The sequence below is a fragment of the Sphingomonas sp. LT1P40 genome (assembly GCF_036663835.1).
Lineage (GTDB): Bacteria > Pseudomonadota > Alphaproteobacteria > Sphingomonadales > Sphingomonadaceae > Sphingomonas.
In genome coordinates, this window is the sequence record NZ_JAXOJT010000002.1 from 419,259 (window position 1) to 439,749 (window position 20,491).

General features: G+C 66.1%; 19 protein-coding genes and 1 tRNA gene. 7 read left to right on the forward strand and 13 right to left on the reverse strand.

Annotated elements, in window-relative coordinates; genetic code table 11:
- The first annotated feature begins 33 nt into the window (after positions 1-33).
- Positions 34-1,302: an MFS transporter gene (locus U1702_RS13445; RefSeq protein WP_332726390.1), complete on the forward strand. Its 1,269-nt coding sequence runs from the start codon at positions 34-36 to the stop codon at positions 1,300-1,302.
- On the opposite strand, the gene U1702_RS13450 is transcribed toward U1702_RS13445, so the two are convergent.
- Complete coding sequence (locus tag U1702_RS13450; protein ID WP_332725467.1) at positions 1,253-3,547, reverse strand: CDC48 family AAA ATPase; 2,295 nt, start codon at positions 3,545-3,547, stop codon at positions 1,253-1,255. The genes U1702_RS13445 and U1702_RS13450 overlap by 50 nt on opposite strands.
- Before the next feature lie 331 nt (positions 3,548-3,878).
- On the opposite strand from U1702_RS13450, the gene U1702_RS13455 reads away from it, so the two are divergent.
- Positions 3,879-4,769: a LysR substrate-binding domain-containing protein gene (locus U1702_RS13455; RefSeq protein WP_332725469.1), complete on the forward strand. Its 891-nt coding sequence runs from the start codon at positions 3,879-3,881 to the stop codon at positions 4,767-4,769.
- 170 nt (positions 4,770-4,939) lie between these two features.
- Here U1702_RS13455 and U1702_RS13460 read toward each other — a convergent pair whose 3' ends face one another.
- Positions 4,940-7,231 carry an FtsK/SpoIIIE family DNA translocase gene (locus U1702_RS13460; protein WP_332726391.1) on the reverse strand — a complete coding sequence of 764 codons (2,292 nt, stop codon included), beginning with the start codon at positions 7,229-7,231 and terminating at the stop codon, positions 4,940-4,942.
- An 86-nt stretch (positions 7,232-7,317) separates the two neighbouring features.
- Here U1702_RS13460 and U1702_RS13465 point away from each other — a divergent pair, with 86 nt between their 5' ends.
- On the forward strand, positions 7,318-8,535 hold the full coding sequence (locus tag U1702_RS13465) for an FAD-dependent monooxygenase (RefSeq protein WP_332725471.1): 1,218 nt from the start codon (positions 7,318-7,320) through the stop codon (positions 8,533-8,535).
- A 3-nt stretch (positions 8,536-8,538) separates the two neighbouring features.
- On the opposite strand, the gene U1702_RS13470 is transcribed toward U1702_RS13465, so the two are convergent.
- Both U1702_RS13470 and U1702_RS13475 read right to left on the reverse strand, forming a co-directional pair.
- A complete protein-coding gene (locus U1702_RS13470) occupies positions 8,539-9,147 on the reverse strand; it encodes an LON peptidase substrate-binding domain-containing protein (protein WP_332725473.1) in 609 nt (202 codons plus the stop codon).
- Positions 9,144-10,055, reverse strand: coding sequence for a tetratricopeptide repeat protein (locus U1702_RS13475; protein WP_332725475.1), 912 nt, complete (start codon positions 10,053-10,055; stop codon positions 9,144-9,146). The genes U1702_RS13470 and U1702_RS13475 overlap by 4 nt, the downstream gene beginning before the upstream one ends.
- Positions 10,056-10,238: 183 nt before the next feature.
- On the opposite strand from U1702_RS13475, the gene U1702_RS13480 reads away from it, so the two are divergent.
- The 4 genes from U1702_RS13480 to U1702_RS13495 all read left to right on the forward strand — a co-directional run bounded on the left by U1702_RS13480 (position 10,239) and on the right by U1702_RS13495 (position 12,545).
- Positions 10,239-10,313, forward strand: a tRNA-Gly gene (locus tag U1702_RS13480).
- 151 nt (positions 10,314-10,464) lie between these two features.
- A complete protein-coding gene (locus tag U1702_RS13485; protein ID WP_332725477.1) occupies positions 10,465-10,587 on the forward strand; it encodes a DUF2147 domain-containing protein in 123 nt (40 codons plus the stop codon).
- Positions 10,588-10,623: 36 nt separating this feature from the next.
- Positions 10,624-11,424 carry a DUF72 domain-containing protein gene (locus U1702_RS13490; RefSeq protein WP_332725479.1) on the forward strand — a complete coding sequence of 267 codons (801 nt, stop codon included), beginning with the start codon at positions 10,624-10,626 and terminating at the stop codon, positions 11,422-11,424.
- A complete protein-coding gene (locus tag U1702_RS13495) occupies positions 11,421-12,545 on the forward strand; it encodes an acyltransferase family protein (protein ID WP_332725481.1) in 1,125 nt (374 codons plus the stop codon). Before U1702_RS13490 ends, U1702_RS13495 begins: the two co-directional genes overlap by 4 nt.
- Positions 12,546-12,562: 17 nt before the next feature.
- On the opposite strand, the gene U1702_RS13500 is transcribed toward U1702_RS13495, so the two are convergent.
- Genes U1702_RS13500 through U1702_RS13540 form a run of 9 tightly spaced genes read right to left on the reverse strand, consistent with a single transcriptional unit; the run spans position 12,563 to position 20,471 of the window.
- On the reverse strand, positions 12,563-13,786 hold the full coding sequence (locus U1702_RS13500; RefSeq protein WP_332725483.1) for an FAD-dependent oxidoreductase: 1,224 nt from the start codon (positions 13,784-13,786) through the stop codon (positions 12,563-12,565).
- A complete protein-coding gene (locus tag U1702_RS13505; protein ID WP_332725486.1) occupies positions 13,731-14,846 on the reverse strand; it encodes a CaiB/BaiF CoA transferase family protein in 1,116 nt (371 codons plus the stop codon). Before U1702_RS13505 ends, U1702_RS13500 begins: the two co-directional genes overlap by 56 nt.
- Positions 14,843-15,355: a GNAT family N-acetyltransferase gene (locus tag U1702_RS13510; RefSeq protein WP_332725488.1), complete on the reverse strand. Its 513-nt coding sequence runs from the start codon at positions 15,353-15,355 to the stop codon at positions 14,843-14,845. Before U1702_RS13510 ends, U1702_RS13505 begins: the two co-directional genes overlap by 4 nt.
- Positions 15,355-16,539 carry an acyl-CoA dehydrogenase gene (locus tag U1702_RS13515; protein WP_332725490.1) on the reverse strand — a complete coding sequence of 395 codons (1,185 nt, stop codon included), beginning with the start codon at positions 16,537-16,539 and terminating at the stop codon, positions 15,355-15,357. The genes U1702_RS13510 and U1702_RS13515 overlap by 1 nt, the downstream gene beginning before the upstream one ends.
- 18 nt (positions 16,540-16,557) lie before the next feature.
- Positions 16,558-17,412, reverse strand: a complete 855-nt coding sequence (locus U1702_RS13520; RefSeq protein ID WP_332725492.1) for a hypothetical protein — start codon at positions 17,410-17,412, stop codon at positions 16,558-16,560.
- A gap of 25 nt (positions 17,413-17,437) precedes the next feature.
- Positions 17,438-18,112 (reverse strand): uroporphyrinogen-III synthase, encoded by a 675-nt coding sequence (locus U1702_RS13525; RefSeq protein ID WP_332725494.1) that lies wholly within the window; start codon positions 18,110-18,112, stop codon positions 17,438-17,440.
- Complete coding sequence (gene hemC, locus U1702_RS13530; RefSeq protein ID WP_332725496.1) at positions 18,109-19,020, reverse strand: hydroxymethylbilane synthase; 912 nt, start codon at positions 19,018-19,020, stop codon at positions 18,109-18,111. The genes U1702_RS13525 and hemC overlap by 4 nt, the downstream gene beginning before the upstream one ends.
- Positions 19,021-19,052: 32 nt before the next feature.
- Positions 19,053-19,838: a crotonase/enoyl-CoA hydratase family protein gene (locus tag U1702_RS13535; protein WP_332725498.1), complete on the reverse strand. Its 786-nt coding sequence runs from the start codon at positions 19,836-19,838 to the stop codon at positions 19,053-19,055.
- Positions 19,839-19,865: 27 nt separating this feature from the next.
- Positions 19,866-20,471, reverse strand: coding sequence for a winged helix-turn-helix domain-containing protein (locus U1702_RS13540; protein WP_332725500.1), 606 nt, complete (start codon positions 20,469-20,471; stop codon positions 19,866-19,868).
- Positions 20,472-20,491: the final 20 nt, after the last annotated feature.

Below are 20,491 nucleotides of genomic sequence, written 5' to 3' on the forward strand. Positions count from 1 at the left end.
CGCGATCGCACCTTCATCATCCTTTTTTTGGTGATGTTCACGATTGCCGCCGGCAACACCGCGCTGCAATCGGTGCTGCCTGCGCTTGGCCGGTCGCTGGGCGTACCGGACAGCGCGGTAGCGGCCGCGTTCTCCGTTTCAGCCCTGTTGTGGACGATGGTGGCACCATTCTGGGCAAACCGATCCGACCGGCATGGGCGGCGCAACATGGTGCTGCTGGGCCAGGTCGGGCTGACCGCGTCGCTGTTCCTGTGCGGGCTGTTCCTGGCCGCTGGAATCAATGGCTGGATCGCGCCGGTCACCGCCTTTGCCTTTTTCGTCGCGGCGCGGATGATCTATGGCGGGTTCGGATCGGCAGCACCGCCCGCGATCCAGGCGATCGTCGCGTCGCGCACGACCCGTGAAGACCGGACCAAGGCGCTGACCCTGCTCGGCTCCGCATTCGGCCTGGGTACCATATTGGGACCGGCGGTCGCACCGTATCTGGTGCTGGGCCATGCCTGGGCAAACGGGCCGGAGATCGGACTGGCGGGACCGGCCTTCATCTTCAGCATCGCCGCGCTGGCGATGTTGTTCGTGGTCATGCGTTTCCTGCCGCGCGATGTCGATTCGGACGTCGTCCACGGCGCGGTGTCCAGCTATCCGTCGATCGGCGGACAGGCCAGTGGGGCGAGCATCACCGCCGCCACCACGCCAAAAGCCGAGCCGGTCGGCTTTCTCGATCCACGCGTGCGGGCATGGATGATCTGCGGCCTGATCCTCGGCCATGCGCAGGCGATGACGGGGCAGGCGATCGGGTTTCTGATTATCGACCGGATGGGCGTGCCGCCGATCGAGGCGATCGGTGCGACCGGGCTGGTGCTGATGATGGGGGCGGGGTCGGCGTTGCTGGCGCAATGGGGGATCATCCCGTTGCTCGACCTGAATCCGCGCCAGCTGATGCTGATCGGGCTGGGCCTGAGCGCGCTCGGATGTCTGGCGACGGGTACGGCAACTTCGCTCTACGGCATCGCCACCGCTTATGCGCTGACCACGCTCGGCTTCGGCTTCTCGCGGCCCGGATTCACGGCGGGGTCGTCGCTGGCGGTGCCGCAAAGCGCGCAGGGGTCGGTTGCGGGCAAGGTGACGTCGATCAACGGTGCCGCCTTCATTCTCGGCCCGTCGATCGGCGTGGCGCTATACGGGTTGTGGCAGCCGCTGCCCTATCTGACAGCGGCCGCCGCACTGGCCGTCCTTGTTATTTACGGCTGGCTTACCCTTCGGTCTTCGCTGCCCGGCCCGGGAGCATCCCCGGCGCAATGAAGCCGAGCGGTTGGATCGACACCGCATCCTGTTTCAGCCGCGCTGCCATCAGCGCATATTCCTGCTCCATCTCCGGCGTCACCGTCGCCCGCGAATCGGCTAGGGCGGCACGGAAATGCGCCATCGTCACCACGCGATTATCAATCGATTCGCGCAAAGCGGCGAGACCGGCGCGGCGCACCACATCCTCAAGGTCCGCACCAGTAAAGCGGTCGGTGCGTTCGGCGACCTCACCCAGATCGACATCGCCGGCCAGCGGCATTTTCGTCGTCTGGATACGCAGAATCCGCTCGCGCCCCGCCTGATCGGGCACGCCGACATAGATCAGCTCGTCGAGCCGCCCCGGCCGCATCAGCGCCGGATCGACCAGGTTCGGACGGTTGGTCGCGCCGATCACGACGACCGACTGCAATTCCTCCAGCCCGTCCATCTCGGCCAGGATCGTGTTGACCACACGCTCGGTCACCTGCGGCTCGCCGCTACCGCTGCCGCGTGCGGGCACCAGCGAGTCGAGTTCGTCGATGAAGATCACGCAAGGGGCGACTTGGCGCGCACGGGCGAACAGCCGTGCGATCTGCTGCTCGCTCTCGCCATACCATTTGGACAGCAGGTCGGATGATTTGGTGGCGATGAAATTCGCCTCCGCCTCACGCGCCACCGCCTTGGCGAGCAATGTCTTGCCGGTGCCGGGCGGGCCATAGAGAAGGAACCCCTTGGCCGGACGGATGCCCAGCCGCCGGAAGGCGTCGGGGTCCTTCATCGGCAGCTCGACGCCTTCCTTCAGCCGCATCTGGGCGTCGTCGAGGCCGCCGACATCCTCCCATTTTACATCCGGCTTCTGCACCATCACTTCGCGCATCGCGCTTGGCTGGACGCGTTTCAGCGCCTCCACGAAATCCTCGCGGGTGACCGCCAGCGTCTCCAGCACCTCGGGCGGAATCGTCTTTTCCTCGAGGTTCAGCTTGGGCATGATTCGCCGCACCGCCTCGATCGCTGCCTCGCGCGCCAGCGCGGCGATATCCGCGCCGACAAAGCCGAAGGTGGTGCGGGCGAGTTCGTTCAGATCGACCCCCTCGCCCAGCGGCATACCGCGTGCGTGGATGCCCAGGATTTCGCGGCGGCCGCGCTCGTCTGGCACACCGACGACGATCTCGCGGTCGAATCGGCCGGGACGACGCAGCGCCTCGTCGATCGCTTCCGGCCGGTTGGTCGCGGCAATGATAACGACGTTGGCGCGTGCCTCCAGCCCGTCCATCAGCGTCAGCAGTTGCGCGACGAGGCGCTTTTCCGCCTCACCCGACACCTGACCGCGTTTCGGCGCGATCGAATCGATCTCGTCGATGAACAGGATCGAGGGGGCGTTGGCGCTGGCTTCCTCGAACACCTGGCGCAACCGGCTTTCCGATTCGCCGTAAGCCGACCCCATGATTTCGGGTCCGTTGATCAGGAAGAATTGCGCGTCCGATTCATTGGCGACGGCGCGCGCGAGGCGCGTCTTGCCGGTGCCGGGCGGCCCGTGCAGCAACACGCCCTTGGGCGGATCGACGCCCAGCCGCTGAAACAGCTCCGGATAGCGCAGCGGCAGCTCGACCATCTCGCGCAGCTGGTCGATCGTCGCCGACATGCCGCCGATATCGTCATAGGTGACGTCGGCGGGGCGGAAATCCTTGGCATCGACGAACTCGGTGCGCAGTTCGATTTCGGTTTCGGCGTCGATATGGACGATGCCGCGCGGCGTAGTGGAGACCACCGCGAGCCGGATTTCCTGCAAGGCATAGGCCGGCGCGCGCAGATGCTGAAGCACGTTGGGCGGCATGTCGGCGACACGCTGTTGTCCGACGGTGGAGACGGTGTCGCCCTGACATAGCGGACGCCCGATAAAGGTGCGCTTGAGCGCGTCCGCCGATCCTTCGAGCCGCAGATCCTTGCGCGCGGGGGCCATCACGACCTTGGTCGCGGCGCGCGATTCGACGCGGCGAACCTCGACGAAATCGCCCGATCCGACGCCGGCATTGGCGCGCTGCAACCCGTCGATGCGCAGCAGTTCCAGGCCCTCATCCTCAGGATAAGGGAAAACGGCGCGCGCGGGCGTGCTGCGCTTGCCGACGATCTCGATCACATCGCCCTGTTGCAGCGCGAGTTCGGCCATCAGCGTGCGGGGCAAATGGGCAAGGCCACGACCGCTGTCTTCGGGCCGCGCATTGGCGACCTGAAGTTTGCGGGTGGGGGTTTCCGAATCGGCCATTTGGCTCTCCCTTCCTGACGACCCAGTGTCGCCGGGGTGACGCGTCAAATAGGCACGCGGTTCCGGATCGGCTAGGTATGCCTCCGTTTCGCACGCGATTCGGACAAAAAAAGGGGCCGGTCGTTGGACCGGCCCTTGAAAGGTTTAGGAGAGGATGCCTGAAAGGCCTGCTCTATGTGCAGTGCAGCGTAATATGTTGCAAGTGCGAAAAGAACTAACGCGATTGCAAATTCTGCAATCTGTAACAATCGCGGTTTACAGCCAATGACACGGTTGTCATCGAATGGCGATAATCGGTTGCAAATGGAAACGCTGCACCACACAATTTGATATGCGAAGGTTGCCACCCCTCACCGCCATCGAAGCGTTCGTCCAAGTTGCAAGGCTGGGGTCGGTCAAGGCCGCGTCGGAGGAACTGGCATTGTCGTCACCCGCGCTCAGTCGCCGGGTTCAGGCGCTGGAACGGTTCATCGGCAAACAATTGTTCGAGCGGCGGCATCAGGCAATGAAGCTCAATGCCGATGGCGAGCGGCTGCTCGGCCTGATCGCGCCTGCGCTAGACACGATGAGCGACGCGATCGAGAGCATGACCAGCGGCGCGGAACTGCTGCGGCTGCGGCTCGGCACGCCGTCATTGTTCGCAACGCAGCGGTTGCTTCCATTCCTGCACGAATTGCGCGCGGCGCATCCGCAGCTCCATCTGGATATCGATACCGGCGGACATGGCATGTCGCGGCTGGGCGACGGGCTGGACGCGGCGATCGTGCTGGCGCGCGATATCGAACCGACGCTCTATGCGCGGCGACTCGACCGCAACCGCATCCGCCCGGTGGCGGCACGGCGGCTGGTCGAGGGGCCGGACGCGATTACCGAGCCGGCGCAGCTGGCGGGCTACAGCGTGCTCGCACACCGCGACATGGCCGACAGTTTCGAGATCTGGCGCGCGTCGCTGGGCATGCCGGATCTGGAGCCGGTGGCGATCGACCTGTTCGATTCGGGTACGCTGATGCTGGAGGCGGCGGCACAGGGTGTCGGTGTCGCCTTCATGCTCGACTCGCACAATATCGACCCGCGCGACCCGCGAATCGGGACGCTGTTCGGCGAGGCGACGGTGAAAAGCCCGTACAGCTATTGGTTCGTCTGCCGCCCCCGCGCGCTGGAGCAGCGCCCGGTGAAAATGTTTCACGACTGGCTTATCAAGCTGATCGAAATCGACGCCTAGGAGGGGTCAGGCTTCAGCGCATGCGGGCCTGCGAAGCGCGATCGGCTGTGCCCCGGTGCTCACGTGCCATAAGCACGCTGCGCTCCGGTGCTCGCCAATCCCCCTTCTCGGCTCCACCTGCGCTAAAGCCTGACCCCTCCTAGCCCTTGCCTAGGGCAGGTCGCGTCGAGTCAAAGCGGTCGTCCATCCTGATCCATCAACACTTCGCGCCGTCCGACATGGTCTGGGCGGGACACCAGCCCATCTTTTTCCATCCGCTCGATCAAGCGCGCGGCGCTGTTATAGCCGACCCGCAGCTGGCGCTGGAGCCATGACGTCGACGCCTTCTGGCTTTCCGCTACCAGCTGCGCCGCGCGGCGATACAGTTGCTCCTCCGGCGAATCCTCACCCGTCGGCGCGCCGTCGAGGGCGAATTCCTCGCCCTCCGGCTCTTCGGTGACGGCGGTGATGTAATCAGGCGCGCCTTGCGAGCGCCAGTGATCGGCAACCGCCATCACCTCCTCGTCGCTGACGAACGGGCCGTGGACGCGCGCGATCTGCTTGCCGCCGGGCATATACAACATGTCGCCCTTGCCCAGCAGCTGTTCGGCCCCCTGCTCGCCCAAAATCGTGCGCGAATCGATCTTCGACGTGACGTGAAAGCTGATGCGCGTCGGCAAATTCGCCTTGATGACGCCGGTGATGACGTCGACCGACGGGCGCTGAGTCGCCATGATCAGGTGAATGCCCGCCGCGCGCGCTTTTTGCGCCAGTCGCTGGATCAGGAATTCGACTTCCTTGCCCGCTGTCATCATCAGATCGGCGAGCTCGTCGACGATGATCACGATCTGCGGCAGCGGCGCCAGCTCGAGCGTCTCTTCCTCATAGATTGGCTGGCGCGTTTCGGGGTCGTAACCGGTCTGCACCTTGCGCCCGAGCTTCTGCCCCTTGGCCAGCGCCTGCCGCACCTTGTCGTTGAAGCTGCTGAGCGAGCGGACATTGACCGACGCCATCATGCGATAGCGTTCCTCCATCTGCTCGACCGCCCATTTCAGTGCGCGCACCGCCTTTGGCGGATCGGTGACCACGTCCGCCAGCAGATGCGGGATACCCTTGTACATGCTGAGTTCCAGCATCTTGGGATCGATCATGATCATGCGGCACTGATCCGGGGTCAGCCGGTAGAGCAAAGACAGGATCATGCAGTTGAGGCCGACCGACTTGCCCGAACCGGTCGTGCCCGCAACCAGCAGATGCGGCATCGGCGCCAGATCGGCGATGACCGGATCGCCGGCGATATTCTTGCCCAGCACGATCGGCAGCGACGCACCCATATCCTCATAGGTTTCACTGGAAATCAGTTCGCGCAAGGACACCGGCTCGCGCTTCGCATTGGGCAGTTCGATGCCGATAACGCTGCGTCCGGGAATGGTAGCGACGCGGGCAGAGATGGCCGACATGTTGCGTGCGATATCGTCGGCCAGCTGCACGACACGGCTGGCCTTGATGCCCGATGCGGGTTCGAGTTCGTACATGGTGACGACGGGGCCGGGGCGGACCTCGACGATCTGTCCCTTCACATGGAAATCGTCGAGCACGCTCTCCAGCAGCCGCGCGTTGCGTTCCAGCGCCGCCTTGTCGATCGCAGTGCTACCGCTTTTCGGCGCGGGCTTGAGCAACTCGTGCGACGGCAGCTGGTAGTTGCCCTTGAAATCGAGACTCGCCTGCACCGGCTTTGCCTTGGGCGGCGAGGGTGCGGGCATGCGATCCGCAATAACCGGGCCGGGCCGCGTTTCGGGCAGTGCCACCTTGCGCGGTTTCGGCGCGGCGGGGACGAAATCGGCGCCGTCCGCATCGTCATATTGCGCTTCGGCCTCGGTGCGATCGCGGCGCGGCAGCCGGATATGCTGGCGCACGTCGAGCTGTACGCTGCGCGCCCAGATCACCACGCCCGACAGCCCCGCGACGACGCCCAGCGCCCGTCCGCCCCACAGGGTCACGGCGGGGTCGCCCACGAAGTTGAGGCCCCAGCGAAACAGATTTGCGATGCCAAGGCCGGCGATGCCGCCCCAGCCGCCGGGCAGTTCCGGCACCGACCGGCTCGACACGAACGCCAGCGCCACGCCCATCAGCACCACGCCCGCGACAGCACCGCCAAGCATCCGTCCCCATGCGCCGACGGCTTCGCCCCGCCACAGCCGCAACGCGACGATCAGCCCGACCGGTGCCAGCAGCACAACCGGCAGCCCGCCGAGCGCCAGCAACAGGTCGCTGAGATAAGCACCCGGAATCCCCAGCAGATTCTGCGCCGGTCCGCCCGCGGCCGTATTGAACGACGGATCGCCCCCGCTGTACGTCCCCACCGCCAGCACCGACGCCAGCGTCACGAGGAACAGTGCGATCGCCCCGATCAGCGCCCCGCTCCGCTTCGCCCCTGCCTTCATCGTGTCACGCCACAGCATCGGCTGCACCCGGCTCGCCATGTCCCCGCCCCAATGTTCGTAAATCGTTCCAATCATCCTCCCTGCGGAGTCTGGCGTCAAGACGAGGGGTGGGATAACGGGATGGCATGAGTAAAGCGGACCTCCTTATCCTTGGTGGCGGACTGGTGGGCAGCGCGCTTTCCGTCGCGCTTGACAAGCACGGCATCTCTTCGATCGTGATCGACCCCGCTGATCCCGCCGCGATTCTGGCGGCGAGTCATGACGGGCGTGCCTCTGCCATCGCTGCTGCCCCGATGCGCATGCTGGAGGCGATCGGCGTCGCGGATCGACTGGCGGGCAAGGGTTGCTCGATCGAGAGTATCCGTGTCAGCGATGGCCTCGAGCCCGGCAAGCTGGATTTCGTGCCGCAGGATGGCGAAGGCGCGCTCGGCACGATGGTTGAGAACCGCCACCTCCGCGCCGCATTGATGGCGGCGGCGCAGGCTGCACCGCTGGCCGATGTGCGGATGCAGACGCGCGCCATGTCGGTCGGGCGCGGCGAACATGGCGTGACCGCGACGCTCGACAGTGGCGAAACGGTGCGGGCGCAACTGCTTATCGGGGCGGAGGGCCGCAATTCGCCGACCCGTGACACCGCGCACCTCAACGTCGCGCGCTGGAGCTACGATCATTCGGCGATCGTCACCTCACTCCACCACGAACATGCCCATGAGAACACCGCGTTCGAGATTTTCTATCCGCAGGGGCCGTTCGCCATCCTGCCGCTGATCGATGACGAACTGGGGCACCGCTCGGCGATCGTCTGGTCCGTTCGGCGCAACGAAGAGGCGGGGATGATGAAGCTGTCCGAACGCGGCTTTTTGGCCGAGGCGGACAAGAAGATGGGCGGATTCCTGGGCAAGCTCGGCCCGTTGGGGCCGCGCTTCAGCTATCCGCTGGGGTTTCATCACGCCGCGACGATCACCGCCGACCGGCTCGCACTGGTCGGCGACGCCGCCCACGGCATCCACCCGATTGCCGGACAGGGCGTCAATGTCGGCTTCCGCGACGTCGCGGCTTTGGTCGAGGTGTTGGTGGAGGGCAAGCGTCTCGGTCTCGACATGGGCGACCCTGCGTTGCTCAAACGCTATGAACGCTGGCGGAGCCTCGACACCTTCATGGTCAGCGTGGCGACCGATGGCCTGACGCATCTGTTCGGCATTCCCGGCAAGGCCGCGCATGCCGCACGTCGGTTCGGCCTGTCGGCGGTGGACAAGATGCCTGCGCTCAAGAACCGGTTCATGGCCGAGGCGCGCGGGGAAAGCGGGGCGACACCGAAGCTGTTGCACGGGGAACTGGCGTAACGCCTATTGCAACGTCCCTTCATCGGCATCGCCATGCCGCCCGAAAAACTGCATCAGCTGTACGGTGAGGTCCGCCCGGTCGCTTAGCGAATCCGCCTCCAGCAGCGCCTGTTTCGCGGCGGGGTCGAACGGGGCGATCTGAGCGATGCCGTTGACCAGGCTGGCATCGTCGAGGCGCGAAACGGCTTCCCAGTCCACTGCATAGCCCTGCGCATCCGCAAAGCGGCGCGATTCCATTTCAAGCGAGGCGCGTGCCCCCAGCGACAGGACTTCATCGTCGCTGTCGGCGATCAGTTCCGCCTCGATCTGGCGGAACAGGGTCGTGACATCGAGTTCGCGCACGACGCGAAAACGCGACAGCCCCTCCAGCACGATGTCGAACCGCCCGCCGTCGAGCGCCTCGACCTCGGCGATACGGCCGACACAGCCGATCTCGAACAGCGGCGGTTTGTCGCCCGATGCTTTCGGCTGGATCATGCCGATGCGCCGGTCACGCGCCAGCGAGTCGGTCACCATCGCACGATAGCGCGGCTCGAAAATATGGAGCGGCAGCTGCATCCGGGGAAACAGCAACGCGCCCGGTAGCGGAAAGATCGACAGCCGTGTCGTCATCCGAACAGGATGGCGGAGAGCTTGCGGCGTTGCGCCGACACCCACGGATCCTCCAGCCCGACCGCCTCGAACAAGGTGAGCAGTCGCGCGCGGGCGGCGCTCTCGTTCCAGTCGCGGTCCTCGGCAATCATTTTGAGCAGCGTTTCAGCGGCACCCTCGCGGTCGTTCGCGGCCATCTGCGCACCGGCCAGCTCGTAGCGCGCATCCATGTCGTCGGGATTTGCGGCAGCGCGGGCGCGGATTTCGGCGAGTTGGCCGTCGGCAGGCGCGTCTTTCGCCAGCGTCAGCGCGGCGCGGGCACGCTCGATCTCGGGCAACCTGGTCGCTTCCTCGGGCAGGTCGGCCAGCGCCGCCTCAGCCTCGTCATGGCGGCCCAGCGCGGTCAGCGCACGCACGCGACCCGCAGTCACCAACGGATGACCCGGCACCATCTCGGCGATCTGGTCATAGACCGACAGCGCACGCTCATGCTCGCCCGCCGCCAGCACCTCGTCCGCCATCGCCAGCAGTGGCTCGATCTCCGCCTCCTGCGCGGCCGCTTCGCTCTCGATCGGGATTTGCTTCAGAATCTGGTCGAGCGCGGTGCGCAGCTGCGATTCGGTGCGGGCATTGGTCAGATCGGTGACCAGCTGTCCCTGAAACATCGCATAGACGGTCGGGATCGATCGCACCTGGAATTGCGCGGCGATGAACTGATTGGCGTCGACGTCGATCTTGGCGAGGATCACGCCCTTGTCGGCATATTCGGCGGCGACTTTCTCCAGCACCGGACCCAGCGCCTTACACGGCCCGCACCATTCGGCCCAGAAATCGAGGATGACCAATTTGGTCATCGACGGCTCGACGATATCGCGCTTGAACGCCTCGACGGCGTCCTTGTCGGCGGCGGAAAGTCCAAGCGTGGCCACGGCGAATCCCTGTTGGTTCAAACTGACGCCCTATGTGGGCGCTGGCGCGGCGCGGGCCAAGCCCCTTGGCGGTCCCATTTTCGGCGGTCCATCTTCGGGCTTGCAGACCCCGAACCCCACTGCTAGAGGCCGCCACCTTGCCCCGCCCCCTCGGCTTTTCCGAGCGGGCGACATGACGCCAGAGCGGGCGTAGCTCAGGGGTAGAGCACAACCTTGCCAAGGTTGGGGTCGAGGGTTCGAATCCCTTCGCCCGCTCCAGCTTTCCGGCGTGAATTAGCGGCGCTAGTTCACGAAATTGCGGAAAGCGCGGCCGGCGCAGCGGCGCTGCGACCGACGACGCGGCTTTGCCGCGGCGCGCACCTCGTCAGAAAGCGACCACTCGACGGGCGAGTGTAAGAGCAGCGTATTCATGCCTGACATGAACCTCACCTTTTCCGGCCAGATGAAGGTTCAGGGCGATTCGCTGGTCGGCAAGGGCTGTGTGCTGGGCGGCCCCATCTGCAAGCAACAGATTTGGACGCGCATTTCGTGATGATTATCTTCATCCCGCTCGGCTAGACCGGGAAGCATGGAACGCGGCGACATTCGAATCGGCATTGGCGGCTGGACCTTCGAGCCATGGCGCGGGACTTTCTATCCGGAAGGTCTGACCCAGAAGAAAGAGCTGGAATATGCCAGCCGCCAGCTGACCGCGATCGAGGTCAACGGCACCTATTACTCCGGGTTCAAGCCCGCGACCTTTGCCGGCTGGGCGGCGGCGGTGCCCGACGACTTCGTGTTCACGGTCAAGGCCTCACGCTTTTGTACCAACCGCAAGGTCCTGGCGGAGGCGGGCGAATCGGTGGCGAAATTCGTGGGGCAGGGCATAATCGAGCTGGGCGACAAGCTCGGCCCGATCCTGTGGCAGTTCATGGCGACCAAGAAATTCGAGCCGCAGGATTTCGGCGCATTCCTGAAGTTGCTGCCTGCGTCGCATGACGGCGTGAAACTGCGCCACGCCATCCAGGTGCGGCATGAGAGCTTTGCCGTACCCGAATTCGTGGCGATGTGCCGCAATGCCGGTGCGGCGATCGTGTTCGCCGATTCGCCCCAATACCCGGCAATTGCCGATATCACCGGCGACTTCATCTATGCCCGGCTGGAACGCGGCGAGGACGACAATCCGCTTTGCTACCCGGCGGACGAGATCGACCGTTGGGCGGATGCGACGCGAACATGGGCGGCGGGCGGACGGCCCGACGGGCTACCCTATGTCGAGGATGTCGCGCTGCCAAAACAGCCGCGCGACAGCTTCGTCTTCTTCATCCATGGCGGTAAGGTGCGCGCCCCGGCCGGGGCGCAGGCGCTGATCGAACGCACCGCCGGATGACGGCGACGGCGGAGGAATCGGCCGGCGAACCGGCATGGCTCTACATGGATGCGATGCGCACCCTGCTCGCGGTGACGGTGGCGTTCGGGCATTTATGGGGGCTGCTGGTCGAGGATTACCGGCCGACCGGGTCGCTGATCGTGCAGCTTTGCTATTATGCGGCGGGCTTCGCGCATTCGGCGGTGGTCATGTTCTTCGTGCTCAGCGGATACTGGATCGCGCGCAGTGTGACCGCGCGGGTCGAACGTGGCTGGTCGTGGCGCGATTATCTGGGCGACCGGGGCGCGCGGCTGGTGATCGTGCTGATCCCGGCGCTGATCCTGGGCGGCGTGCTGGATGCGATCGGCCTGCACGTCCTGCGCCTGCCGACGCATCTGGGACAGACCGACACCTGGGTGCTGGCCAAGGACGTAGCGCACGATCTGGGGCCGGGTGTGCTGCTGGGCAATTTGCTATTCCTGCAGGATATCGTCGTCGCCCCCTATGGCACCAACGGGCCATTGTGGAGCGTGGCGTTCGAGTTCTGGTATTATTTGTGGTTTCCCGCGCTGTGGCTCAGCCTGACCTATCGGCGGTTTTCACTGGCGCTGGTCGTGCTGCTGGTCGGTGTCGTCAATCCGGAACTGGCGTTCGGCTTCGTCAGCTGGTCGTGCGGCGCGTTGCTGCATTTCGCTGAGCAGCGCGCGCGACAGCGTGAATGGCAGTGCTCGCGCCGCGCGGTCATCATGGCTGCGATACTGTGCGGAATCGTGCTGGCATGGGGGCGGACCGGCGATTTCGGGCTGGAAGACCCGATCGAGGCGGCGGCGTTCGCGCTGTTCCTGTTCACCCTGTTGCGCAGCGCGCCGCGACGGAACGCGGCGTTCGCGCCGCTTGCGCTGTTCGGGGCGCGGGCGAGTTTCTCGCTTTATGCGATCCATTTTCCGCTGATGGCGCTGGTCGCAGGGATTATCGTCGGTGGCGCACGGCGGGCACCTGATTCGGCGACGATGGCGATGGCGGCAGCGATCCTGGCGGGCGTGGTGGCTATCGCCTGGGGGTTCGCTGCGCTGACGGAGGCCAATACCGGGCGTCTGCGCCGGCTGTTACGACGGGCGACAGCGCGTCCCGAGACCGTGTGACCTTTGTGACTTTCCGACTATAGCCCCAGCCGCCCAAGCGGACTGCCGATCGCACCGCTGACCAGCGCCGCCTGAAGCGTGGTGGCGGGCCACAGCTTCGACAATGGCCCCATTACCCGGTCGCGCAGCCATGGCAGCGCCGCGCCATCGGATTGATAGACCGGCGTCAGCATCCGGCTCAGCGCCTGATAGAGCATGATCTGGTCGCGTCGCAGCCGCACCGCCTCCGCCAGCGCGTCGGGCAGCATGCGGGCGCGGCGCAGCCCGAGGGCAAGCGCATAGGCATCCAGCAGCGCCATGTTCGCGCCCTGCCCCAATTGCGGGCTGGTCGAGTGCCACGCGTCGCCGATATGGATCAGGCCGGGTTCGACGGGGGTGCGCAGCGTGCGGTGCGCGTAACGGGCGAAGGTGAGCTGGGCAGCGTCCGCGATCTGATCGAGCAGCGGCGTGGTTGCCGGCCAGAGCGTCGCCACTTCGCCCTTCCACGCATCGAGTTCAGCGACGCGCCAGTCGTTCAGCCGGTCGGCACGGAGCGACCAGAACAGTGCGGCGCGAGATGCGGTGGCATGGCGAGGTGTGCCGATCGGCAGTACGCCCGCCATCACGCTGGCGCGGCGATAGCGTTGCTGCAGCGCGTGCGGGTCGAAATCGCCTGCCCATTCGAGATCGGCCCACAGCGCGCCATAGGCCAGCGGGTTCCCGCATGCCGGGGCCAGTGCCGAGTGACTGCCCATCGCATCGACGATCAGGTCGAACCTGCCCGATGCGCCGGTAGCGAACCTCAGCCGCTGGCCGTCGCGGCCGATGACCGCACGCCCGGTCTCAACGGCAATCCCATCGCCGCGCACCGCGTCGTGGAGAATGTCGAACAAGGTCGCGCGATGGACGCCGACGCCGAAGCGATCCCCCTTCAGCGCGGCATAGCGCACGTCGAGGACGGTTCGCCCGTTCGCCTCCCCAATCAATCGGTCGACGCGCGCGCCACGTTCGAGCAGGGCGGTCTCCAGTCCCAATGTCCGCAGCACCGCCCGCCCGGTCGGCTGGATCAGCAGGCCCGATCCCAAAGGTTGCGGCGTCTCGAACCGCTCGAACAGGGTCACCCGGTGCCCGTCGCGGTGGAGCAGCAATGCCGCCGCCAGCCCAGCCGTGCCGCATCCGGCGACCGCAATGTCGAGCGGGGTCAGATCAGGCGTCCGGCGGTCGCGCGGGGCTGGGCAGGTCCGACACCATCCGTTCGCCATCGATCACAATCGGGCTGGCCACGCCGGGCAACCCGCCCGCGACGATCGCCATGCCGCGCGCCAGCACTTGTGGGTCGGCAAAGACCTCATCGACATTATTGATCGGTCCGGCGGGGACGCCTTGCGCCTCCAGTGCCTCCGACAATTGCTGTTTGGTCCAGTCCGCGATGGCGGCCTGAATCGGCGCGATCAGCCGCGCGCGGTTGCGGACACGCGCGGGGTTGGTGGCAAAGTCGGGATCGTCGGCGAGGGACAGGCCCAGCACGTTGCACAGTTTCCTGAACTGCCCGTCATTGCCGACCGCGATGATGAGGTCGCCGTCGCTGGCAGTGAACGCCTGATAGGGGGCGAGGTTGGCATGGCCGTTACCCATGCGGTGCGGCACCTTGCCCGATGCCATCCAGTTGAGCGCCTGATTGGCGAGCACCGCGACCTGCGTGTCGAGCAGCGCCATGTCGATATGCGCGCCCACCCCGGTCGTATCGCGCTGGCGCAGCGCGGCGAGGATGGCGACGGCGGAATAGACGCCGGTGAAGATGTCGGCATAGGCGATCCCGGCCTTTTGCGGCGCGCCGTCGGGCTCGCCGGTCAGCGACATGATCCCGCCCATCCCCTGAATGATGAAGTCGTAACCGGCGCGGTGCGCATAGGGACCGGCCTGGCCGAAACCGGTGATCGAACACACGATCGCACGGGGATACAATGCGCGGATCGAAGCGGGGTCGAGGCCGTATTTGACCAGCCCGCCGACCTTGTAATTCTCGATCACGACATCGGCATCGGCGATCAGCGCGTGGACCTCGGCCTGTCCTTCAGGGGTAGCGATGTCGATGAAACGCGCGGTCTTGCCGCGATTGGCGGCGTGGTAATAGGCTGCGTCGCGGTTGTTGCCGCCGGCATCGTGCAGGAAAGGCGGTCCCCAGTGGCGCGTGTCGTCGCCAGCACCAGGGCGTTCGACCTTGACCACCTCCGCCCCCAGATCGGCGAGCAATTGCCCGCACCACGGCCCGGCAAGGATGCGGGCGAGTTCGACGACCCGAATCCCCGCCAGCGGTTTCATGCGCGGCGAATTACGTAATAGACGTGATCGGGAAGCAATTGGCCATTGCCACGCTCGACCCGACCCGTCTGCAATACCCCGCCGATCTTCTCCATCGCCCGGCGCGATCGATGGTTGTTCTGCCCGACGACGAACACCGCGCCGCCGACGAAGCGATGGATATGATCGAGCATCAGCGTCTTGAGTTCGCGGTTATAGACCCCGCCCCAATAGGGGCGGGCGAGGAAGGTCCAGCCGATCTCCACCTCGTCGCGCACCGCGTCGGGAAAGGCGTAGCGACTGGCCCCGATGACCGCGCCGGTCGCCTTGTCGATGATGGTAAGCCCGCCGCCGGATGCCAGCGCGTCGTCGAAATAAGCGCGGAATATGCTTTCCTGCCAGCGGTCCTTCGCCGGGTGGACTTCCCAGATCAGCGGATCGGACGCGACCGCGAACAGCTCGTCCCAGTCCTCCGGGGCCGTGGGCCGCAGGACAAGCAGCTCGCCGGTCAGCGTTGGCTGCAAATCCATCAGAACGCGGCGATCCCGGTGATCGCGCGGCCCAGGATCAGGCCGTGGACATCGTGTGTGCCCTCATAGGTATTGACCGTTTCCAGATTGATCGCGTGGCGCATCACATGGAATTCGGCGGAGATGCCGTTGCCGCCATGCATATCGCGGGCGACGCGAGCGATATCCAGCGCCTTGCCGCAATTGTTGCGCTTGATGATGCTGATCGCCTCGGGTGCAAGGCTGCCCTCGTCGAACATGCGACCGCAGCGCAACGCCGCTTGCAGGCCGAGCGCGATCTCGGTTTCCATATTGGCAAGCTTCAGCTGCACCAGCTGCGTCGCCGCTAGCGGACGTCCGAATTGCGCGCGGTCGAGCGTGTACTGGCGGGCGGCATGCATGCACGCCTCCGCCGCGCCCATCGTGCCCCAGGCGATGCCGTATCGTGCACGGTTGAGGCAGCCGAACGGCCCTTTCAGCCCTTGAACCTCGGGTAGCAGTGCGTCTTCGCCGACTTCGACCCCGTCCATCACGATTTCGCCGGTAATCGACGCGCGCAGGCTCAGTTTGCCTTCGATCTTGGGTGCCGAAAGCCCGGCCATGCCCTTCTCAAGCACGAACCCCTTGATCCCGCCGCCATGCGCCTCGCTTTTCGCCCAGACGACGAAAACGTCGGCGATCGGCGAATTGGTGATCCACATTTTGGAGCCGGTCAGGCGATAGCCGCCGTCGATCTTGGTCGCGCGCGTGCGCATGCCGCCGGGGTCTGACCCCGCATCCGGCTCGGTCAGCCCGAAACAGCCGACCCATTCGCCGCTGGCCAGTTTGGGCAGATACTTGCGCTTCTGTTCTTCGGACCCGTAAGCGTGGATCGGATACATCACGAGGCTCGACTGCACCGACATCGCCGAGCGATAGCCCGAATCGACGCGTTCGACTTCGCGGGCAACGAGGCCATAGGAAACATAGCCCAGGCCCGCCCCGCCATATTCCTCGGGAATCGTCGCGCCGAGCAGGCCGAGCTGGCCCATCTCCGACATGATGTTCCGGTCGAAATCCTCGTCCAGAAACGCGCGCGTCACACGTGGCAGCAGTCGTTCCTGCGCATAATCGCGCGCCGTGTCGCGCACCATGCGCTCTTCATCGGTCAGCTGCGCGTCGAGCGCGAACGGATCCGCCCAGTCGAATCGGCCCATCGCGGCCATGACGTCTCTCCCTTGATCTTATGAAGTCGGCTGCGGGGCGGCGGGAGGTTGCGTGGCCCCGGCGGCGGGGGCGACCTGGCCCTTCACCGCCGCAGCCTCCAGCGCGTCGAGCGCGCGGCGGGTTTCGATATAGCGACCCGCCGCCGCCATCCAGCTTTCCGCGCCCTGTGCGCCGGGCAGCCGCGATACCTCCGCCAGCGCAGCCTCGACATGTGCCTGCGCCAGCAGCTGCCGCGCGCGCGCCAGTCGTTCGCGCGGATGCGGGCTGGGGGCATTGTCGCGGCGGATGATGACGAGCGTGGAGAGTTCGCGCTCAAATGCCTCCCACCACCCCTCGCCGCGCGCGCCGGTCGACAGGCGCGGCGCGATCTGGTCGAACGCCAGCCGCAAATCCTCCAGCGTCACCGGTTCGCCCGCCGCGCGCACCACGGTGGCGACCGATTGCGGTTCGATTCCGCCGAACCGGCGACGCAATTCATTATCGATATATCCCAGCGGCTGGCCGCGTTCGAGTGCGCGGCGGGCACCGAACACCAGCATCATCGCCTCGGCGCGTCCGGCATAACTGGCGGCAGTGCGCGCGTCGGCATCGGTCGAGCGCATCCGCGCGTCGATCGCGTCGAGCCGTGCGGCCAGCGTCTGTTCGCGGGCGCTGAGCGTGGCGATATCGGTGCCCGCCGTTGCCGACTGTTGCGCGGGGAGCGCCTGTTGCGAGACTGGCAGTGTGGCGTCGTCCGGCGTCCACCATCCGCCGAAGCGGAACAAAGCGGCCATCACCGCCAGGCCGATGAGAAAGGCGATCAGACCGGCGATCAGAGCAACCGAAAGGGCGTTGCTGCGGGGCGGGGCGTGGATCGGCGTGTCGGGGGTCATGGAAACGCTTATTCTCCCGATGCGGTCAGGGGTCAATCGCAAGGCGGTGTGCTGCAGCGATCAGCGCGTCGTCGTCGGGTGTGGCGGCGGCGGCGATCGCGCCCCAGCCAGAGCCGGCGGCTTCGACGACTTTCGGGCTGATCGCGGCGATCCGCACGGTGCCGCGCGGGATCGCGTGACGATCGAGCTCGGCGGCGAGCTGTCGCGCGGCACGGCTGGAATGGACAAGTGCCACACTGTCGTGGAGCAACGTCGCGTCCGCTGCCGTGATCGTCTGCGCATCACTGGCATAGGCCGCGATCGTCGCGGCAAGTGCGGGATGATCGAACGCGGTGCGCTCCCGGCCCGCCAGCCATAACAGCCGCGTGTCTCCGGTGGCTTCGCGCAGCAGCGTCGCCACGTCGCTGTCGCCGGTCAGCGTCACGTCGAACCCGGCGGCGCGCGCTGCATCGGCCGTGGTCGGGCCGACCGCTAGCACGGGCAGGGCGCGCAAGGCGGCGAGGCCGGCACCGCCATGAAGCAGTGCGTTGGCGCTGGTGAGGAGCAGGCCGTCGAAGCGTGCCGGGTCGGGCGGCGTCCAGTCGAGCGGGCGCATGGTGAACAAGGGCAGCGGCAGTGCCTCCAGCCCGGCGTCGCGCACACGCTGCGTCGTTGACGCGTTGCCCGGTTCGGGCCGCAGGATCGCGATGCGGCGGGTCAATGCCCGAACAGCGCGCGCAGGCGCGGCGAGGCGTCGGCGAGCAGGTCGCGGGCGATCGCGCCGGTCTCTTCCGCATCGCCGTTCAGGCCGCACCGGTCGGTGGTGACATGCTCGTCGCCGTCACCGGTCAGCAATTCGGCGCGCAGGCGGATGCCGTCATGCTCGATCGTCGCCAACGCCGCGATCGGGGAATGGCAATCGCCCGACAGCGCGGCGAGCAATGCGCGTTCGGCGAGCACGCAAATCTCGGTTTCGCGGTCGCCAATGGCGGCGATCAGCATGCGGGTGGCGACGTCGTCGGCGCGTGCCTCGATCCCGACCGCGCCCTGCGACGGGGCTGGCAGCAGGGTGTCGAGCGAGATCGCCGCGCCGACGTCCGGGCGACCCAGCCGCGCGAGTCCTGCAGCGGCCAGCAGCGTTGCATCGGCCTCACCCGCCGCCACCTTGGCGATGCGCGTATCGACATTGCCACGCAGCGGTACGATGCACAGGTCGGGGCGGATGCGGCGCATCTGCGCGGCGCGGCGCGGCGAGCTGGTGCCGATGCGCGCGCCGATGGGCAGCGCGTCGATCGAAACCGCGCCGATCAGCCGGTCTCGCACGTCTTCCCGCCTCAACATCGCGGCGATGGCGATGGTGGCGGGCCGGATTGTCTCGACATCCTTCATCGAATGGACGGCAAGGTCGATCTCGCCCGCCAGCAATGCGCGGTCGAGTTCCTTGGTCCACAGCGCCTTGCCTCCGATTTCGGCGAGCGGACGGTCCTGCACGCGGTCGCCGGTGGTGCGGATCGGCACGATCTCGATGGCGTGCGCCGCCCAGCCATGCGCGGCGAGCAGCGCATCGCGCACGAGATTGGCCTGAACGAGCGCTAGCGGCGATCCGCGGGTACCGAGACGGAGCAACATGTGCCGCCCTCTAGCGGCTCCTGTGACGTGTGTCAGTCCGTGAACTGTGGCGCGCGCTTCTGCATATTGGCCATCACCGCCTCCATCTGGTTGGGCGAGCGCATCAGTGGGGCCTGCTCGTTGCTTTCGGCGGCTAGGATCGCGGCATCATCCGCATGCGCAGCGAGATTGGCGAGTCGTTTCGCTGCGCGGATCGCATGCGGGTTTCGGCCTGCGATCTGGCGGGCGAGCGTCATGGCGGACGCGTGCGGATCATCGTCGATACGGGTGAGAAAACCCAGCGCCAGCGCCTCTTCCGCTGCAAATTCGCGTGCTGTGTAGCTCAGTTCCCTCAACACATCGTCGCGCACCGTCGTGCGCCACAATGCAAAGCCCGCCATGTCGGGAACGATGCCCCATTTCATTTCCATGATCGAACAGCGTGTTGCCGGCGCGGCGATGCGGATATCGGCGCCCGACATGATCTGAAACCCGCCGCCGAACGCGATGCCGTGGACCGCCGCGATCACCGGCACCGGAAGCGTGCGCCAGCCCCAGGCAACCTGCTGAAACAGGTTCGAGTCGCCATGACTGCGCGTGCGTAAATCCATGCCCGACCCGCCGCCCGCCATGCTTGCCATGTCGAGCCCGGCACAGAAAGCGCGCCCTTCGCCCGACAACACCACCGCGCGCAGCCCCGGCATCGATCCCAGTTGTTCGATCGCATCGGCGATTCCGGCGAACATCGCCGGATCGAGCGCGTTCATCTTGTCCGGGCGATTTAGGCGGACATTGGCGATGCCTTCCGCGAAATCGATGGTCACGCGCTGTTCGGTCATGGCTCCCCTCTCGGTTTTGCCGCGACACTAGCCTGCATCGAGACGGTAGCCGAGTCCCTTGGCGCTGCGAATCATCGGCCCGTCAAATGTGCGTTCGAGCTTGGCGCGCAGTTTCGAGACATGCACCGCGACCACATTGGTGCCGGGGTCGAAGCGGAGCTTCCACACGCATTCGAGCAGTTCGCGCCGGGTGACATATTCACCCTGGCGCTCTGCCAAATAGAGCAGGACGGCGTATTCGCGGGCGACCAGCGCGATCGGCTGGTTCGCGCGCATCACGCGGCGGTGGATCGGATCGATCGACAGGTCGCCGATCCGCATTTCGCCCGGCACATGAGTGCGGATACGCACATCGACCCGTGCCGCAAGTTCAAACGGATCCACCGGATGCACGACGGCATCGGCCGCCCCGGCGTCCAGCGCGGCGGCGAGCGATGCCGCGCAGTGCGCAACGGCGATCTCGGGGACGCGCGATCGATCGATGCGGCGTCCCGGTTCCCACCGGCGCAGGATCGCGGCGACATCCCGGTCATGTGCGAAGGGCGGCGCGCCGAGCACCAGCGCATAACCGCGCGCGGCAATCGCCTTGTCGAAAAGCGGAATATCGATTTCGGAGATGATTTTCTGCCCCACCGGCGTTGGTCTAGGCCAGC

Bases quoted from the DNA above. Each gene is read 5' to 3' on its own strand.
- U1702_RS13445 (WP_332726390.1), top strand. From the start codon at position 34: ATGTTCACGATTGCCGCCGGCAACACCGCGCTGCAATCGGTGCTGCCT.
- U1702_RS13450 (WP_332725467.1), bottom strand. From the start codon at position 3,547: ATGGCCGATTCGGAAACCCCCACCCGCAAACTTCAGGTCGCCAATGCG.
- U1702_RS13455 (WP_332725469.1), top strand. From the start codon at position 3,879: ATGCGAAGGTTGCCACCCCTCACCGCCATCGAAGCGTTCGTCCAAGTT.
- U1702_RS13460 (WP_332726391.1), bottom strand. From the start codon at position 7,231: ATGGCGAGCCGGGTGCAGCCGATGCTGTGGCGTGACACGATGAAGGCA.
- U1702_RS13465 (WP_332725471.1), top strand. From the start codon at position 7,318: ATGAGTAAAGCGGACCTCCTTATCCTTGGTGGCGGACTGGTGGGCAGC.
- U1702_RS13470 (WP_332725473.1), bottom strand. From the start codon at position 9,147: ATGACGACACGGCTGTCGATCTTTCCGCTACCGGGCGCGTTGCTGTTT.
- U1702_RS13485 (WP_332725477.1), top strand. From the start codon at position 10,465: ATGCCTGACATGAACCTCACCTTTTCCGGCCAGATGAAGGTTCAGGGC.
- U1702_RS13490 (WP_332725479.1), top strand. From the start codon at position 10,624: ATGGAACGCGGCGACATTCGAATCGGCATTGGCGGCTGGACCTTCGAG.
- U1702_RS13495 (WP_332725481.1), top strand. From the start codon at position 11,421: ATGACGGCGACGGCGGAGGAATCGGCCGGCGAACCGGCATGGCTCTAC.
- U1702_RS13500 (WP_332725483.1), bottom strand. From the start codon at position 13,786: ATGGCGAACGGATGGTGTCGGACCTGCCCAGCCCCGCGCGACCGCCGG.
- U1702_RS13505 (WP_332725486.1), bottom strand. From the start codon at position 14,846: ATGAAACCGCTGGCGGGGATTCGGGTCGTCGAACTCGCCCGCATCCTT.
- U1702_RS13510 (WP_332725488.1), bottom strand. From the start codon at position 15,355: ATGGATTTGCAGCCAACGCTGACCGGCGAGCTGCTTGTCCTGCGGCCC.
- U1702_RS13515 (WP_332725490.1), bottom strand. From the start codon at position 16,539: ATGGCCGCGATGGGCCGATTCGACTGGGCGGATCCGTTCGCGCTCGAC.
- U1702_RS13520 (WP_332725492.1), bottom strand. From the start codon at position 17,412: ATGACCCCCGACACGCCGATCCACGCCCCGCCCCGCAGCAACGCCCTT.
- hemC (WP_332725496.1), bottom strand. From the start codon at position 19,020: ATGTTGCTCCGTCTCGGTACCCGCGGATCGCCGCTAGCGCTCGTTCAG.
- U1702_RS13535 (WP_332725498.1), bottom strand. From the start codon at position 19,838: ATGACCGAACAGCGCGTGACCATCGATTTCGCGGAAGGCATCGCCAAT.